The organism is Pseudochrobactrum sp. AO18b (genome assembly GCF_000409565.1).
Classification (GTDB): domain Bacteria; phylum Pseudomonadota; class Alphaproteobacteria; order Rhizobiales; family Rhizobiaceae; genus Pseudochrobactrum; species Pseudochrobactrum saccharolyticum.
The window spans coordinates 1-16,494 of the sequence record NZ_ANNO01000498.1 but is presented as its reverse complement, the minus strand read 5'-3'; the positions used below and the strand labels follow the sequence as shown (position 1 = coordinate 16,494).

The following is a 16,494-nucleotide window of genomic DNA, read 5'->3' as shown; positions in this document are numbered from 1 at the left end:
CTATAAGCAAAATCTAAAATAAAGCGTAATTTCAAAGCACTAACCATTCCGGCAAATGTCTTATGTCCGGAACAAAATATATTCAGGAAACAGCAATAGCCCTCACGGGCATCACCTTGCATATCTGCCCGCTGATTTGAGGAAACAAATATGCTGGTAACCATTTCTCTTTATGTGTGACAAAAAGCAAGGGTCCAGACCGGCACAATTAATCTTTTTTATATTTGCCGCGAAATGAATGCATCGCCGGAGACAAATATCACCGGCATATTCTCAGGAAGAACCGCTGATCAGGAAGGAAGTTCGTCCGCCTGCGCAGCCTCTGCATGATTATTCGACATCACGGAGAGCGAGCGCCCGAGCTGCGCACTGATCTCATCGGCACTCAATGGTGCACCGAGCAAAAAGCCCTGTACCAGATCTGCACCACCGGTTCCGCGAATCAGTTTCAGTTGCTCTTCAGTTTCCACGCCCTCAATAGTGACGCCGAAACCAAGCTCATGAGAGAGCTGTGTCACACCGCGCAAAAGCATAAAGGCCCGTCTGTCCGTCACGATATCGCGGACGAAAGAACGGTCAACTTTGACCTTTGTCAGCGGCAATGTGTTCAGATAGCTGAGACTGGAATAACCGGTGCCGAAGTCATCAAGAGCAATGTTAATGCCTGAATTTTTCAACCGCTGCAGCATTTCGCAGGTTTTGACGCGGTCGCTGATAATTGCACTTTCCGTCACTTCAACTTCAAGCAGGTAAGACGGCAATTGCGCTTTCTGCAAAGCATCAACAACCATATCGACAATGCCGGAATTTTTCAGATCAATGGCCGAGAGATTGACCGACACGCCGATCTTATGCCCCCAGCCCGCGCAATCCTGACAGGCACGGTTCAGCATAAACTGCGTGAGTTCCGTAATAATCCCCATCTCTTCGGCAAGCGGAATATAGTCTGCAGGCCCGATAGGCCCGAATTTCGGATGATGCCAGCGGGACAGCGCCTCAACCGCCACAATACGCAGAGAATTCAGGCTGACAATCGGCTGATAGACAACTGTCAGACTGCCTGCATTGATTGCCTCTCGCAGATCATTTTTAAGCTTCTGCCGTGAGCGATATTTCGTATCCATTGCCTCTACGAAAGCAACCCAGCGGTCATGTTCGCTGCTTTTGGCCTCATAAAGCGCCAGATCGGCATTCACATGCAGACCACGAAGATCGACATTCTTCATAATATCAACCGCTACACCGGCGCTGATATCCAGATAGATCTGCTGGGACGCGAATTCATAAACACCGCTCAGATAGACCGTGACCTCATCCATAACAGTATTAATATGCGAGCGGTCTTTAATGCCCTGAATAAACAGAACAAATTCATCGCCGCCAAAGCGCGATGCCACAAAACGCTCTGCATCAAGCTGGCCGAGACGCTCCGCAAACTGCCGTAACAGCTCATCACCGGTGTGATGACCATATGAATCATTCACATGTTTGAAGTGGTTAAGATCAATGACAGCAAGCGCAACGAGATCATCAGGCTTATTGCCTGCGGTCAGTGCGCGAACCAGAGTTTCAAAATAGAAGCGGTTCGGCAATCCGGTCAGCCCGTCATAGCGTGCCATATGCTGGATCTGCGCTTCGGCCTCAATACGTCCTGTCACATCATCAAAAATCAGCACCGCTCCCTCTTCGCGACGCTGATTACACATCACCTCAATGTAGCGATTATTGCCGAAATGAAACACATCGCGCTGACGGCGGCCTTCCAGCAGCTCGTCAATCCGCATGCGTACATTGTCCAGCTCATCACGCGGAAACAATCCGTGCTTGCTGCAATAGCGCAGAACAACTTCAAACGGTCGGTTCAGAAGGCTGATATTTTGCGAGATATTCAGCATATCCCGCACCTGCTTATTGACCACAGCAATTGATGCACGGCCGTCCAGCATCACCAGCCCCTGAGGCATATTATTCAACGCCGTATCAAAACGGCTGACAACGGTACTGAGGCGGCGCTCATTCATTACGGCCGCAAACAGTGATTGTCGCAGACCATTGGCCATCTGAATATTGCTGAGAAAATACGGCACCAGCAATGCGCCGATAATCACATGATAAATACTGTCGACCAGAATAAATCCGAACAGAACCGGCACCAGAGCGCATACCGACATCATGACAACGGCATTACGCGACGCATAATTACGGCCGACAATCGAAACAACGGAGGCAAGAAGAATAGACAGGCTGGCCAGTTCGGCAAACGGATCATCGATCACATAGGTACTGTAGAAACAAAGCAGCCCGAGGATCAGACAAATTGCACAGGCACCCAAAAGATAGTGCATTTCCCAGCGATTGATTTTGTCGTGGGTGAGTCTGCTGAAATCCGCCCTGTCAAAAACATGCATATCATACATGCGGATACTGGTAGTCAGCGCGAACAGGCCGGAGAAGATAACAAAGACAATGTCGCCGGTTTTAAAATAAATAACCATGCAGGCCAGCATATGTGCGGCCAGTCCGAACCAAAGTGTTTCCCGGTTGCCATAAAGCGCTCTGACAAATGACAGGCGAACGTCCACCGGAATGTTGGTCTTAAATAACCATGTCATTTGTCACTGCTCCCCCTCGCCGGGGAAGAATGACAAAAATACTTTAAAAATAAGTTTCAAATTTTTCTACTTCTGAGTGTTTTTACATTAAAATCAATGCCATAGGTTGATACCCCCTTTGATAGGATTATTATCGCCGGGAACTATAAAAATATATTTAAAAATTATGATATTCGTAAGTTCTACAATAAAGATATATCCCGCAAACACAGCGCTTTCAGCCCGCGCGATCAGACTGTCCGCTGATCCCGCCTGAAAATCAATCCGCCAACAGTCGCAGATTTCACCCCTGCAGGCTGTGACCGCCATCAATTGTAATGGTTGTACCCGTCATATAACCGCCCGCATTGGAGGCAAGCAGCAACAATGCGCCTTCCAGATCACCATTTTCTCCAAGCCGGCGCATCGGGTTCTTCGCCTTAAGATAATTACTTGCCGGTCCTGTCATAAGCTCCTGATTAATCCCTGTCGGAAACCAGCCCGGAGCAATAGCATTCACGCGAATATTATGTGCGGCCCATTCAAGCGCCAGAGCCCGCGTCATCTGCGCCAAGGCTGCCTTAGACATGGAATAAGCAACAGCGCCTTTCTGCGGCATGTTTTTCAGAATACTGGTGGTGTTGATGATCGCACCGGCAATTTTGGCCTCAATCATCCGTCGTGCAGCTTCCTGCGCGACATTGAACGCCCCGACAACATTAACCGCGAAAACCTGCTCCATCATCTCGGCGGTTGTTTTCAAAGCACTCGCTTTGCAGGCAATACCGGCATTGTTAAACACCACACTGACGGTACCGAAATGCTTCTCCGCTTCGTCAAAGGCGGCAGCAATATCCGCACTGTCGGCAACATCGGCACAAATATGAAGGATATCCGGCTTTATAGTCTCGCAATCAGCACAGGAGGTCACAGGATGGCTGCGCGCGATGGACACAACTTTTGCTCCATGTGCGGCAAGTGTGTGCACCATATGATGCCCCAGCCCTGACGAACCGCCTGTCACCGCAATAACTTTATCTTTGACAGAAAATATATTCGGATGATTTGCGGACATCGCCCTCTCAATCAATTACTTTGCCGTCATACACAGCGCAAAATTTTACAATAATTATTCCCAATCACGCCGCTTTACAGTAGACAAATTCAGGCCGCTGAAAACTGACAATCCGGACGGTATTCCCGCTCCTGTTTTGCATTTTCCGGCTCTTACAGAAACACTGCCTCACTGCATAATCGTAAAACTAACCAACTGCCTGCGACTGCGCAACCACGACAAGGCCTGTTTATCATGCAAAAATCCCGCCCTCTGATTGCTGTCACCTCTGACATTCGTGATATTGACGGCAATAACTGGCACGCAACACCTTCGGAATATATTACAGCGCTTGCTGAAGTCGCTCAGGTAACACCGCTTCTGGTGCCGAATATCCGTGACAAGGTTGACCACGACGCCCTGTTCGCGGCGGTGCACGGCCTGCTCATCACTGGTTCCCGTTCCAATGTGCATCCGGAGCATTACGGACAGGAAGCCACAGAACAGCACGGCCCGTTCGATCCGGATCGCGATGCGACCACCCTGCCTTTGATCCGCGCTGCACTGGAACGGGGTATTCCCGTGCTTGGCATCTGCCGCGGTTTGCAGGAAATGAATGTCGCGCTTGGCGGCTCGCTGGCCAATGATATTCAGGAACTCAACGGCAAGAACGATCACCGCGCGCCGGTTTCCACAATCCGTGATGAGCGCTATGCGATTTCGCATCCGCTGGAGATTGCTGAAAACTCATGCCTTGCTGCGATTCTGGAAAGCACTGCAGTCAACACCAATTCTGTGCACCGGCAGGCGATTGACCGCCTTTCCGACAAGCTTGAGCCGCAAGCCGTAGCCGAAGACGGTACGATTGAAGCAGTTGTTGTGAAGGACGCACAGGATTTTGCGCTCGCAGTGCAATGGCATCCTGAATATTGGGTGCGCTCCGATGCACCTTCAGCCAAAATCTTTCAGGCATTCGGTGATGCTGTGCGCAAACATGCCGGCAAAGCAGAGTAAAAAATATACAGTATCACAGATCGCGGTTCTGAAACCCGCGATCTGTATTTCAGAACCGGTATTTCAATCCGCCGCTTAAAGAAAAAGACTGGAATTTCATTCCGGCTCCGTCCGGAAAATATTCCACGACCTCTCCGCTGGTCAGATTATACATTGTTGTATCAGCGGTTTTGTTGAAATAACGCTCATAATTACCGGCGAGGAAAAATGACGTCTGCGCAGTATAGGCATATTCTGTACGCGCACCGACGGACATGAATGCCAGGCCATCATATTTCTCAGTAAAGCGCAGGTTCCGCCGCCAATGATGATCTTCATCTCTGGATTTAAAGGCAAAACCACCCCTTGCCTGCACTGAGAATGTCCACGGTTCAAAGCTCTTACTTGCTTCCAGCCCTAAAAATGCTGTCGGATAACTCTGTTCATAACTGATAGTACGTTCACCATCAGGAATATCACCGGCATCATCACGAAATTCATTCCGACTATAAATATAGCTGCCACCATAGGCATCCCATTTCACATTGGTATATTTAAAGCCGCCATGCAGATTAATCAGCGCTGTTTCATTGAGGCGGAAATCATGCCCCAGCGCCAGATCAGCCGTTATATAACGGTTAAGCTGTGTATCGGGATGGATTGAGCGATGTGACCACGCATCGGAGCCATAACCGGCTGGCGGATCCATCAGCCAGTCATAATCTTTCATCCGGTTATTGCCGCTGAAACCGACCATCACATTGCCTGCCAGCGTCCAGTCATTATCAAATACGGCTTTGGCAGTTGCGGTCAGAACCGGAGCATCCGTCTTCCAGATCAGATGGCTGATCTTCTTGCCGGTATTATTATAAACCAGCTCATCCCCTTGCAGATGGATGTAACCAATTCCGCCCAGAAAAGAAAAATCAGGATTGCTGATCCGTATATCTGTGACTTGCGTGGGATTTAAATCTGCGGCACCAGCCGGCAAAGCTGCAACTAACAAAAACTGACTGCAAATAACTGCTGATACAGACTTCACAACACGCCCCCGCCTATGAATACAGGGCGTATTTAGAATATAATTTTACAAAATTTCAAATACTAAAATACTGAAACCTGCCTGTTTATGCGTATCAGGCAGGTTTACTTGTCGACTGGCGGATATGTAATTCCGGTTTAATCAGCGGCTGATCGCTATGCATTTCAACACCGTTGAGCTGATCCAGCAGAGCACGCGCTGCCTGACGACCGACTTCACGCTGGCCGTTCCAGACGGTTGTCAGTGCCGGTGTAGCAATTGCCGCCTCTTCCAGATCATCGTAACCGGTCACAGAAATATCTTCACCCGGCACCAGACCGGCACGGGCAATACCATTCATCAAACCAATAGCGACCAGATCATTCCAGCACACAGCTGCCGTCGGCTTGTCTTTCAGTGATAAAAATTGCGGTGCCACTTCAAAGCCGCCCTGCTTGGTGCGCGGCCCCGGAATACGCCATTCCGGCTTCACAGTCAGTCCGGCTTTTTCCATCGCATTGACATAACCCTGATAGCGGTCGCGACCTGTAGAGGTCTGATCCGTACCGCCGATCATCGCAATGCGGGTATGTCCGAGTGAAATCAGATGATTGGTCGCGAGGCTGATGCCATAGGCATCATCGCCGCGAAACACCGGCACATCTGCACCTTCCACATTACGGGCGATCAGCACCACCGGCAGACCGTTATTTTCTGCCAGTTCAATATCTTCCGCAGGCGTGCCGATGGCCGGAGACATGATTACGCCGTCTGCGCCGAGCTGCAAAAGCGTGTCCACAAATGTGCGCTGCTTTTCCAGCTGATCATAATGATTGCTGAGAATGAAAGTCTGGCGGGAGCGATCCAGCTCCGTTTCAATAGAGCGCAGAATTTCCGCAAAAAACGGGTTCATAATATCATGAACCACAACACCGATAATGCCGGAGCGCGATGTGCGCAGCGATGCGGCACGACGGTTATAAATATAACCGATGGCGCGGGCATGTTCCTTGATACGGTCGCGGGTCTGATCCGCCACCAGAGGACTGTCACGCAAAGCCAGAGAAACCGTGGCCGTTGACACGCCAAGCGCATCAGCAATGGTTGAAAGTTTGATCTTCTGGGCCAAAAGCCGTCCGCCCCTTATTCAACAATCATATTCACCGGAACCGGCAGTTCTGCGGTATAGTTATCTTCAGTAATCTTAGTTAATCAATATCTAGAATATAGTTTAACAAATAGCGAGACAGTTTTTAGCAACTTATCCGGCAAATTATTCAATACGGAACACAGAGCCGCCCTCACCTGCATTGTTCCGTTTTAATCGGCATCATCATCAGCCAGATCATCCGCCGTATCGGCTTCATCACTGGCAGCCGTGCGCAGCGGGCGACCGGCAGCAACAGCATTCAGATTATTTTCCATCCGCGCCAGTAATTTCAGCAGAACTTTCCGTTCTTTCTTTTCAAAACCGCGCAGGCAGTCTTTTTCAGTTTTGCGTACCAGCTTTTCAATCACACGGATAACATCATGCCCCTGATCGGTCAGAAACACATGAGTCTGGCGCTGATCGCTTTCCGATGCCTGTTTGGTGACAAAACCCTGTGCCTGCAAACGGCTGATCGTTTTTGTCACGGTCGGCGGGCGCACGCCCAGACGCTGCGCCAGAATACCGGGCGGCAGGCCGTCTTCTTCGGCAAGTTTCAGCAAAACCGCATCCTGCCCCGCATATAATCCGTGTTCCAGCAGCCGTGTGGCTAAGATCGTGCGCATCATCCGCGCATTGTGCTGTAACGGCTGAAGAATAGCAGTTTTGCCTGTCTTGCTCATATGCACCCCACCTGTCCGTATATAAAAGCATTTCCAGCAAAAACCGGAACCGGTTTTGCGTCAGGAAATGCTCTATTTCATAAACAACCTAATTGAAGGTGTTATGACTGACAAGCAGCAGTCTGGTCTCAGCTGCAAAGTCAGGACAACGGGCATAAAGGCGTATTTAGAATAGCCGCAGCCACACTCAGCCGTTATGATGCCCTTCACTTGCACATATCAGAGGAGAAATATTTTGCCGGAGATCACCCAGCACGCCAGTTCCGCCCTTTCTGACAGAGTGCCGCAAACCAGCGAGGCTCTCGTAACTGAGCCGCTGCAGGACACTATTCCTGAAAATCTCATTGCTGTCTTACCGCTGGGTGCCCATGAGCAACACGGACTTCATCTGCCTTTTGAGACAGACACGATTATCGCCGAGAGCATAGCCGCACGATTGGCAGAAAATTTGCCGGAGCATATTACCGCGCGCTTTCTGACAACTGAGCCGGTTGGCTATTCTGTTGAACATATGGATGTGGAAGGCAGCCGTACGCTGGCTTTTTCTGAAGCAGTGAACCGCTGGATCGGCATCGGCGAAAACCTCTGCGCTGCCAATATCCGCAAGCTGGTTATCCTCAATGCCCATGGCGGCAACTCTCCTTTGGCAACCATCGTCGCTACAGAACTGCGCGCGCGTCTGGGGATGCTGGCCGTGGCAACCCACTGGACAAGGTTCGGCATACCGGAAGATCTCATCAGTGCGGAACAAAAGCACCTTGATATCCACGCAGGCTATATCGAAACTTCCGTCATGCTGGCCTTGGCACCCGAGCTTGTGCAGATGGATAAGGCGCAGAATTATATCAATGAACAGGCAAAATTCATTGAAGAGTTTCAATATTTGCGTGCCTATGGCCCGCACGCTTTTGGCTGGATGATGAGCGATCTGAACAAGCAGGGTGCCGCCGGCAATGCTTTACGCGCCAATGCGCAAGATGGCGAGAAAATCATCGCCCATGCAGTGAGCGGCCTGACCGGCCTGATGGATGATGTCCACCGGTTTGATATCTCGGTCTTTGGGCAATCGCCTGCACTCTGAAAACTGAGAACAATCGCACCGAGGTGATTGCTCTATATAACTAGTCTGTTCTATAGAATTACGGTTTCGCAATTCTTATATGCACAAAGATTTCAACACACAGACCGTTTCGGCTCCCGGCATCACCTGTCCGATCCGGTAAAAATTCTGACAATGAAGAGGCACTCTACCCATGAGCGATAGCCCTGTAGCAGATCAGGTTGCGACTGGCGCAACCACACTCCCTAAAATTCCGGTTACCGTGCTGACCGGCTATCTCGGCTCCGGCAAGACCACCCTGCTCAACCGTATTCTCAGTGAGAACCACGGCAAACGCTATGCTGTCATCGTTAATGAGTTCGGTGAAATCGGCATTGATAATGATCTCATCGTCGAGTCCGACGAAGAAATCTATGAAATGAACAATGGCTGCATTTGCTGCACCGTGCGCGGCGACCTGATCCGCGTGGTTGAAGGTCTGATGCGCCGTCCGGGTCGTTTTGATGCGATCATTGTGGAAACCACCGGCCTTGCCGATCCGGTACCGGTTGCCCAGACATTCTTCATGGATGATGACGTGCGTGCCAAAACCCAGCTTGATGCTGTGGTCGCCCTTGTTGATGCCAAACATCTGCCACTGCGCCTGAAAGACAGTAAAGAAGCCGAAGACCAGATCGCTTTTGCCGATGTGGTTCTGCTCAACAAGACCGATCTGGTTAATGCGCAGGAACTTAGTCATGTCGAAGCGACAATCCGTGCCATCAATCCGCATGCGATTATTCACCGTACCCAGCGCGCAGAAATTGATCTGACGAAAGTTCTGGATCGCGGTGCTTTTGATCTCCAGCGTGCGCTGGAAAATGATCCGCATTTCCTCGATCATGATCATCCGGATCATGTTTGCGGCCCTGACTGCGATCACGACCATGGGCACGATCATCATCACCATGACCACGGACACGACCATCATGGTCATCACCACCATCATGATCACGACCATAGCTGCGGCCCAGATTGTAATCATGACCATGGGCATGACCACGGCCATGCTTCAGCGATCCACGACGTAACGGTTATGTCCGTATCTCTGCGCACCGGTGAGCTGGATGCCGCGAAATTCTTCCCGTGGATTCAGAATGTAACGCAGGTTCAGGGGCCGGATATTCTGCGCCTCAAAGGTATCATCGCTTTTGCCGGCGACGATGACCGCTATGTGGTACAGGGCGTGCATATGATTATCGAAGGCGATCACCAGCGTCCGTGGAAACCGGATGAAAAGCGCGAAAGCCGTCTGGTCTTTATCGGTCGTAATCTGAATGAGCAGGCACTGCGTTCCGGCTTCGAGAAATGTAAATAACCATGCCGACGATTGCCCCTATTGATCTGGGAAGCCACTGCCTGAAAGTTGGCTTCCTCAATGATAATGCCTATTATGCACTGGCCGATGGTACACTCCATTGGCTGGATGAAGCGCATAAAACCGTAACCATGCATGACGGTTTGCTCTGCGTTGCACCGACGGCTGACAATAAAGCCCTGATCACCGGCGGTGAAGACGGGCGCATCTGTCAGACTGACGAAAAAGGTAATGTGCAGGAACTGGCGGTTCTGCCGCGCAAATGGATCACTGCGGTTGCCAGTGGCCCTCATGGTTCAGTGGCCTATGCTTCAGGCCGTACCGCATGGGTGCGTGAAGCCAATGGCAAAACCACCGAATTTGCCCATGAGCGCAGTGTTGAAGGTGTTGCTTTCGCACCCAAAGGCCTTCGCCTCGCCATTGCCCGCTATAATGGTGCGACATTGCATTGGGCAGGCACTGCCGGCAAACCTGTTGATCTGGAGTGGAAAGGCGCACATACCGGCGTGATCTTTTCACCGGACGGTCGTTTTCTGATCACCACCATGCAGGAAAATGCTCTGCATGGCTGGCGTCTGGAAGATAACCGCAATATGCGCATGACCGGTTATCCGGCCAAGGTCAAAGACTGGTCATGGAGTCCTAAAGGCAAATGGCTGGCCACTTCCGGCGCTCCTGCGGCAATCATCTGGCCATTCGCAGGCAAAGACGGTCCGATGGGCAAAGCGCCGCTGGAACTTGGCCTGCGCGGTGACACAATGGTTACAGCCGTTGCCTGCCATCCGGTCGAGGATATTGTCGCTGTCGGCTATCAGGACGGAATGGTACTGCTCTGTCGTTTTGCCGATCAGAAAGAAGTGCTACTGCGTCGTCCGGGTAAAGGCGCCATCAGCTCAATGGGCTGGGATAAAAACGGTACACGCCTCGCCTATGGTGCGGAAACCGGTGATTGCGGCCTGATTAATATTCAGTGGTAATACAAGAAAAAAGCGGCTTCAGAGCCGCTTTTTTTAAACATCTAAGATCGAATTACTTCTTCGATTGTTCCAGTGCCTGCTCGCTCTGAGTGGCCGGTTCCTGTGCTTCCGGCAGGGCTTTCAATTTATCCGTTTTGTCTTTGGTCTTTGTCGTCACAGCCTGCGACATTGCAGGTGCGCCATCCGGCCCCTGCCCCGAGAGCCAGGCAGTCACCAGCGACACATCTTTCGCACCGATCATATGACCGGCCTTCACCACGCGCGCATCCACTTTTGCACCGCTGGTACGCAGCAAGTCCGAGAGTGCAGGCGCAAAAGGCGCATACATCTTGTCATCGGCGCCGGTCACAACGAGCACCTTAGCTTTACTCAGATTAGCTGCCGGTGTCTGATCCAGCACCGGCATAGAGCGCATCAGAACAGCTTTTTTCACCAGATCAGGATGCAATATCATTGTGGCGGCCAGCAGATTGGCACCATTGGAATAGCCGACAAAAGTGGTGCGGCTCAAATCAATCTGATCGTCTTCAGAGAGCTTGGTCAGGAAACTGACAAAAGCATCCGCTTCATTGCGCACGTCTTTCTGGTCGAATTTTACCGGCGTGATGCGGGCATACCAGCGTGTGCGACCTTCCTGCAAAACCCGCCCGCGGATACCGAGCAGCGTGGCACGCGGCCAAACCTCCTGCGCAAACGGCACAAGACTGGTTTCATTACCGCCGGAACCATGCAGCAGGACAATCGTTTCACCGCTGCCGTTTTCCGGCTTGGTAAAATGATAAACAAATTTCTGACTGCGGGAAATTGCCTCTTTTACCACCTTGCTCACATCTTTCGCTGCTTCAGCAGCATCCGCTTTAGGATTACGCATGGTCAGCCCCGCGCCTGTGGCTGGTGTCATTATATCTGATTTCTTCATAAATGCCGCATTACCGGAAGCTGTTTCAGCACGGGACGGCGCCTCCTGCGCAAGCACAGCCTGCGGCAGAAACGAGATCAGCATAGCTGCCACAGTGGCAGAAGCGGAGAAAGAGAATAATTTGTTTACCATAGGAGAAGTTTTGCCGGACAAATATTAAAATAATCTAACAAGTCGGTAAATTGATGCATTGCGTGCCTGTAAAGGCGCATTTTACGGAGAGTTGCAATTCTGGCAAACTCAAAACAGGCCACTCTCTAAATCTCAATCGCGGCGAAAACATGCCATCAATAATTATTTTAACTTCATGCCGCATAATAAAAATCTTCAACAGATATTCCGCCTCATCAGCAATACCGGAACCAAATGACATATAAACCAGCTCTGGTCTTCTTAGCACTTCTGGCTCAGGCTTTTTTCAGTCTGGTTCTGATTATCATCACCGTTTGGGGCAGTCTTGCACTCCATTATCAGCTGACAGAATCGCGCCTGCTCACTTATGCTGCAATCGGCATATGGGTGCTGGTTGCGTTGACTGCACTCAGCACACTCTGGTTCACCGACCTGCAACATTATCGCAAAGCCGCATTTATCAGCTTTGCAATCCTGTTCGCAATTTTGCTGATCTGGTGGCATGGCATCAAGCCATCGCTGAACCGCGACTGGGCACCGGAAGTCGCACAAACAGTCACCGCCGAGTATAATGGCGATATGGTGCGGCTCGATCATATCCGTGATTTTGACTGGCGCACGGAAAAAGACTTTACCGTTAACTGGAAAAGTGCCGATTATGATCTGAGCCAGATTAAAAGCGTTGACCTGTTTTTGTCCTATTGGGCGGGGCCTGCGATTGCCCACACATTGGTCAGTTTCGGATTTGAAGACGGGAGACAGGTCGTTTTCTCCGCAGAAATCCGCAAAAAACGCGGACAGGCTTTCTCTGAAATCGGCGGGTTCTTCAAAGATTTTGAACTGGCAATGATCGCGGCAGAAGAAAGCGACATTATTTATCTGCGCACCAATGTGCGCGGTGAGCATGTCTATCGCTATCATGTGGATATTGAACCGGAACAGGCACGGCAGCTTTTCAGACTATATACTGATACAGCCAACCGCCTGAGCAAAGAAGCCGGTTTCTATAATACACTGACCGCCAATTGCACGACCGTTGTCTTCGACATGGCACGAATTCTCGACCCGTCGATCGCACTTGATTATCGCGTGCTGCTCTCCGGTTATCTGCCTGAATATATGTTTGAAAAACAACTGATTGTAACGGCTGAGACCAATACGCAATCGATGCGTCTCAATGCGGATATCAGTGAGCAGGCAAAAGGCAGCCGCGAAGGCTATTCACAACGTATCCGCACTATGGCCGTGCCTCAGCCTCAGGCGGCAGAATAAAACACCGGTGCCGCATCATTATAAATGCGGCACCAAGAAAACCAGAGCGTGTTGCGTTTCATTGAACCCACGGCTCTCGCTCTGTTTCTTTATTTTAACGCATGTCTTTATCCCAAAACCGGTGTCCACTTTTGGGAGACATGTTTTAGTCGAGAGCAGCAGTAACGATGAACTCTACTTTGTAGCCCGGAGTTGCCAGATGGGCAGAACCGGTTGCGCGTGCCGGTGTGTTTGCAGCATCAACCCATGCTTCCCAAACCGCGTTCATTTCTGCGAAATCTTTCATGTCATCCAGCCAGATAATGGTCTGGAGGATTTTGGATTTGTCGGTACCGGCAACAGCCAGCAGACGATCAACTTCAGCCAGTGCGGTTTTGCACTGTTCAGTCACGCTTGCATTTTCTGTACCAACCTGACCGGCCAGATAAACAGTGTTGCCATGGACAACCGCACCGCTCATACGCTTGCCGGATTCGAAACGCTTAACAGACATAGTTCTTCCTCTCATTGTAAATTCGATAAAGCCTTATAAGCATCAAAGCGCGCCAAGACTATTTGTCAGGGTCAAGAAAACGGAAAACAGCACATATTTTTTCGGAATAATGTGAGCAATCCTTATGCTGACCGAATATTCCGCTCCATTCTTGACTCAAAACCTGCCTGCATCTATAAGCCGCCCCACGTTCAGATATTTTTTGCAAGGTCGTTCATCGACCGCGTCTGAACCAGCTCCTGTTAAAAAACAGATTTAAGAAGGGCCGCACACCGCGGTATTAAACAAATGAAGCGCACATATCAGCCATCTAAACTCGTCCGCAAGCGTCGTCACGGTTTCCGTTCGCGCATGGCTACTCCAGGCGGTCGTAAAGTTATTGCAGCCCGCCGCGCACGCGGTCGCGGCAAGCTTTCTGCATAATTGTTGCTCCGCGTAGAGCGGTGACACAACAAGCAAATAAGCAGACCAAAACACTCCGCCTTCGCAAGAGAGCGGAGTTTTTGGCTGTTCGCAGCGGGGAAAAGCGTCGCGGCAAATATTTCCTTCTGGAAGTAAAACAGCGCGATGAGGCAACCAGCAAACAGGCAAAAACCGGTGAAAACCCGCGTGTCGGCTTCACGGTTACCAAGAAAAACGGCAATGCGGTTATCCGCAACAGAATCCGCCGCCGCCTGAAAGCCGCCGCTGCACTCAATGAGGCCGCAATGGCTCCGCAAACTGATTATGTTATTGTTGCACGCAGGGAAGCGTTAAACGCCCCCTTCAGCGCACTGACCAGAGAGCTCTCAAAGCGGTTTAAATGACCGTTTCTCAAAATAGGCCTGAATTATATTGTCTCAGCGTTCGCTTTTCTGAATGGCTCGTATTATAAGGCAGGCACTTAACTCTGACAGGTATGGGGCATATTCTGCACAGCGCTCTGTCAGCCAGCATATTATACGCTAGGACAGCGCAGCGGTTTTGCGCACTTAGCTGTAATGAACTGACAGGAACCAGGACCCGTCAATGGAAAAAAATCGTAACTTCTTTCTCACCATTGGCCTGTCGATTCTGATTCTCACGCTCTGGCAGGTATTCTATCTGGGGCCAAAGACTGAGGCTCAGAGAGAACAGGCACGGATTGAAGCGCAGAATACTCAGAATGCGCAGGCAACATCCGCCAATGGTGCAACATCTGCCAATATCCCGCAGGGCAATGCGCCTCAGGCTGGTATTCCGGGTCAGACAGCAGAGGCTCAGGGAGCAAAACCTGTTACCCGTGAAGCAGCGTTGACTCAGAGCAAGCGTATCAGCATTGATACACCGCGCGTCAGCGGCTCGATCAATACTGTCGGCGCCCGTCTCGATGATCTTTTCCTGAAGGATTATCGCGAAACCGTTGATCCGAAATCCCCTGAAATTGAACTACTTGCGCCTTCAGGCGTGAAAAAGGGCTATTTCGCTGAACTCGGCTTCTCCGGCAATGATGCAATCGGCACTGTTCCGGGTCCTGCAACCGAGTGGAATATTGAAGGCAATGACAAGCTCACTCCTTCAACACCGGTAACCCTGACCTATGCCAATGAAAAAGGCATCCAGTTCAAGCGCGTGATCTCCGTTGACGAGAACTATATGTTCGCCGTTGAGGATACGATCACCAACCCGACTGATGCTGCCGTTTCGCTCAGCTCCTATGGCCGCGTAACCCGTTTTGAAAAGCCTGAACATGCCAGCGGCACCTATGTGCTGCATGAAGGTCTGATCGGCGTTGTCGGCGATCAGGGTCTGCAGGAAATTTCCTATTCCAAGATCGAAGACAACAAGAACATGCCGCTTGCCAAAGCAACAGGCGGCTGGCTTGGCATTACCGACAAATATTGGGCTGCGACACTGATTCCGCCGCAGAACGAAAGCTTTGAAGCACGCTTCTCTTACTTCACTGACGGCACACCACGTTATCAGGCTGACTTCCTCAGCGCGCCTGTAACCATTGCTGCCGGTCAGAACACCGTCATCAAGAACCATGTTTTTGCCGGTGCTAAAGAAGTTGCCAAGATCAAAGAATATGAAGAAAAGCTCGGCATCAAGCAGTTCGAACTGCTGATCGACTGGGGCTGGTTCTACTTCATCACCAAGCCGATGTTCTATCTCATCGACTGGATCTATAAATTCTCAGGCAATTTCGGTGTCGCTATTCTGGTGGTTACCGTTCTGCTGAAAGCCCTGTTCTTCCCGCTGGCCAACAAGTCCTACAAGTCGATGGCCCGCATGAAGATGATGCAGCCTGCGATGCTGGAAATCCGTGAGAAATATGCGGATGACAAAGTTAAGCAGCAGCAGGAAATGATGCAGCTTTACAAGCGCGAGAAGATCAACCCGCTGGCCGGTTGCTGGCCGGTGCTGGTGCAGATTCCTGTATTCTTTGCGCTCTATAAGGTTCTTTATGTCACCATCGAAATGCGTCATGCGCCGTTCTTTGGCTGGATTCATGACCTTGCTGCGCCGGATCCGACATCGCTGTTCAACCTGTTTGGTCTGCTGCCTTGGGATGTTCCTGCATTCCTGATGATCGGCGTATGGCCGCTGATTATGGGTGTCACCATGTTCCTGCAGATGCGCATGAACCCGACCCCGCCGGATCCGACACAGGCTGCGATCTTCACATGGATGCCGATTATCTTCACATTCATGCTGGCTGCATTCCCTGCAGGTCTGGTTATCTACTGGGCATGGAACAACACATTGTCCATTCTCCAGCAGGGCATGATCATGAAACGTCAGGGTGCCAAGATCGAACTTTTTGACAACCTGAA

Annotated in this window: 14 protein-coding genes and 1 pseudogene; 8 read left to right on the top strand and 7 right to left on the bottom strand. The window is 50.8% G+C overall.

Annotated elements, in window-relative coordinates; all coding sequences use genetic code 11:
• Window positions 1–290: 290 nt before the first annotated feature.
• The gene (locus A918_RS21080; protein WP_022712499.1) at window positions 291–2,612 is read right to left on the bottom strand and encodes a bifunctional diguanylate cyclase/phosphodiesterase; all 2,322 of its coding nucleotides are present in this window, start codon (window positions 2,610–2,612) and stop codon (window positions 291–293) included.
• Between the two features lie 283 nt (window positions 2,613–2,895).
• On the bottom strand, window positions 2,896–3,666 hold the full coding sequence (locus A918_RS0118555; RefSeq protein ID WP_022712497.1) for an SDR family NAD(P)-dependent oxidoreductase: 771 nt from the start codon (window positions 3,664–3,666) through the stop codon (window positions 2,896–2,898).
• A 234-nt stretch (window positions 3,667–3,900) separates the two neighbouring features.
• On the opposite strand from A918_RS0118555, the gene A918_RS0118550 reads away from it, so the two are divergent.
• Window positions 3,901–4,659: a gamma-glutamyl-gamma-aminobutyrate hydrolase family protein gene (locus tag A918_RS0118550; RefSeq protein ID WP_022712496.1), complete on the top strand. Its 759-nt coding sequence runs from the start codon at window positions 3,901–3,903 to the stop codon at window positions 4,657–4,659.
• Window positions 4,660–4,708: 49 nt separating this feature from the next.
• On the opposite strand, the gene A918_RS0118545 is transcribed toward A918_RS0118550, so the two are convergent.
• The 3 genes from A918_RS0118545 to A918_RS21075 all read right to left on the bottom strand — a co-directional run bounded on the left by A918_RS0118545 (window position 4,709) and on the right by A918_RS21075 (window position 7,489).
• On the bottom strand, window positions 4,709–5,680 hold the full coding sequence (locus A918_RS0118545; protein ID WP_198013317.1) for an omptin family outer membrane protease: 972 nt from the start codon (window positions 5,678–5,680) through the stop codon (window positions 4,709–4,711).
• Window positions 5,681–5,774: 94 nt separating this feature from the next.
• Complete coding sequence (locus A918_RS0118540) at window positions 5,775–6,788, bottom strand: LacI family DNA-binding transcriptional regulator (protein WP_028234002.1); 1,014 nt, start codon at window positions 6,786–6,788, stop codon at window positions 5,775–5,777.
• A 191-nt stretch (window positions 6,789–6,979) separates the two neighbouring features.
• Window positions 6,980–7,489 (bottom strand): MarR family winged helix-turn-helix transcriptional regulator, encoded by a 510-nt coding sequence (locus tag A918_RS21075; RefSeq protein WP_022712494.1) that lies wholly within the window; start codon window positions 7,487–7,489, stop codon window positions 6,980–6,982.
• A gap of 316 nt (window positions 7,490–7,805) precedes the next feature.
• Here A918_RS21075 and A918_RS0118525 point away from each other — a divergent pair, with 316 nt between their 5' ends.
• From A918_RS0118525 to A918_RS0118515, 3 genes are all read left to right on the top strand, one after another.
• A complete protein-coding gene (locus tag A918_RS0118525; protein WP_028234001.1) occupies window positions 7,806–8,570 on the top strand; it encodes a creatininase family protein in 765 nt (254 codons plus the stop codon).
• A gap of 172 nt (window positions 8,571–8,742) precedes the next feature.
• Window positions 8,743–9,906, top strand: coding sequence for a GTP-binding protein (locus A918_RS0118520; RefSeq protein ID WP_022712491.1), 1,164 nt, complete (start codon window positions 8,743–8,745; stop codon window positions 9,904–9,906).
• Between the two features lie 2 nt (window positions 9,907–9,908).
• A complete protein-coding gene (locus tag A918_RS0118515; RefSeq protein WP_022712490.1) occupies window positions 9,909–10,883 on the top strand; it encodes a WD40 repeat domain-containing protein in 975 nt (324 codons plus the stop codon).
• Between the two features lie 163 nt (window positions 10,884–11,046).
• Here the strand turns inward: A918_RS0118515 and A918_RS21070 are convergent.
• A pseudogene (locus tag A918_RS21070) lies at window positions 11,047–11,934 on the bottom strand (alpha/beta hydrolase); the annotation flags it as partial.
• Between the two features lie 234 nt (window positions 11,935–12,168).
• Here A918_RS21070 and A918_RS21065 point away from each other — a divergent pair.
• Complete coding sequence (locus tag A918_RS21065) at window positions 12,169–13,206, top strand: DUF4105 domain-containing protein (protein ID WP_022712488.1); 1,038 nt, start codon at window positions 12,169–12,171, stop codon at window positions 13,204–13,206.
• A 145-nt stretch (window positions 13,207–13,351) separates the two neighbouring features.
• Here A918_RS21065 and A918_RS0118500 read toward each other — a convergent pair whose 3' ends face one another.
• On the bottom strand, window positions 13,352–13,699 hold the full coding sequence (locus tag A918_RS0118500; RefSeq protein WP_022712487.1) for a RidA family protein: 348 nt from the start codon (window positions 13,697–13,699) through the stop codon (window positions 13,352–13,354).
• A gap of 288 nt (window positions 13,700–13,987) precedes the next feature.
• Between A918_RS0118500 and rpmH the strand changes: the two genes are divergently transcribed.
• From rpmH to yidC, 3 genes are all read left to right on the top strand, one after another.
• Complete coding sequence (rpmH, locus tag A918_RS0118495; protein ID WP_022712486.1) at window positions 13,988–14,122, top strand: 50S ribosomal protein L34; 135 nt, start codon at window positions 13,988–13,990, stop codon at window positions 14,120–14,122.
• 80 nt (window positions 14,123–14,202) lie between these two features.
• The gene (gene rnpA, locus A918_RS21060) at window positions 14,203–14,505 is read left to right on the top strand and encodes a ribonuclease P protein component (protein WP_051139099.1); all 303 of its coding nucleotides are present in this window, start codon (window positions 14,203–14,205) and stop codon (window positions 14,503–14,505) included.
• A gap of 202 nt (window positions 14,506–14,707) precedes the next feature.
• Window positions 14,708–16,494, top strand: a 1,787-nt coding sequence (yidC, locus tag A918_RS0118485) for a membrane protein insertase YidC (RefSeq protein WP_022712485.1), incomplete at its 3' end; no start/stop codon positions are given.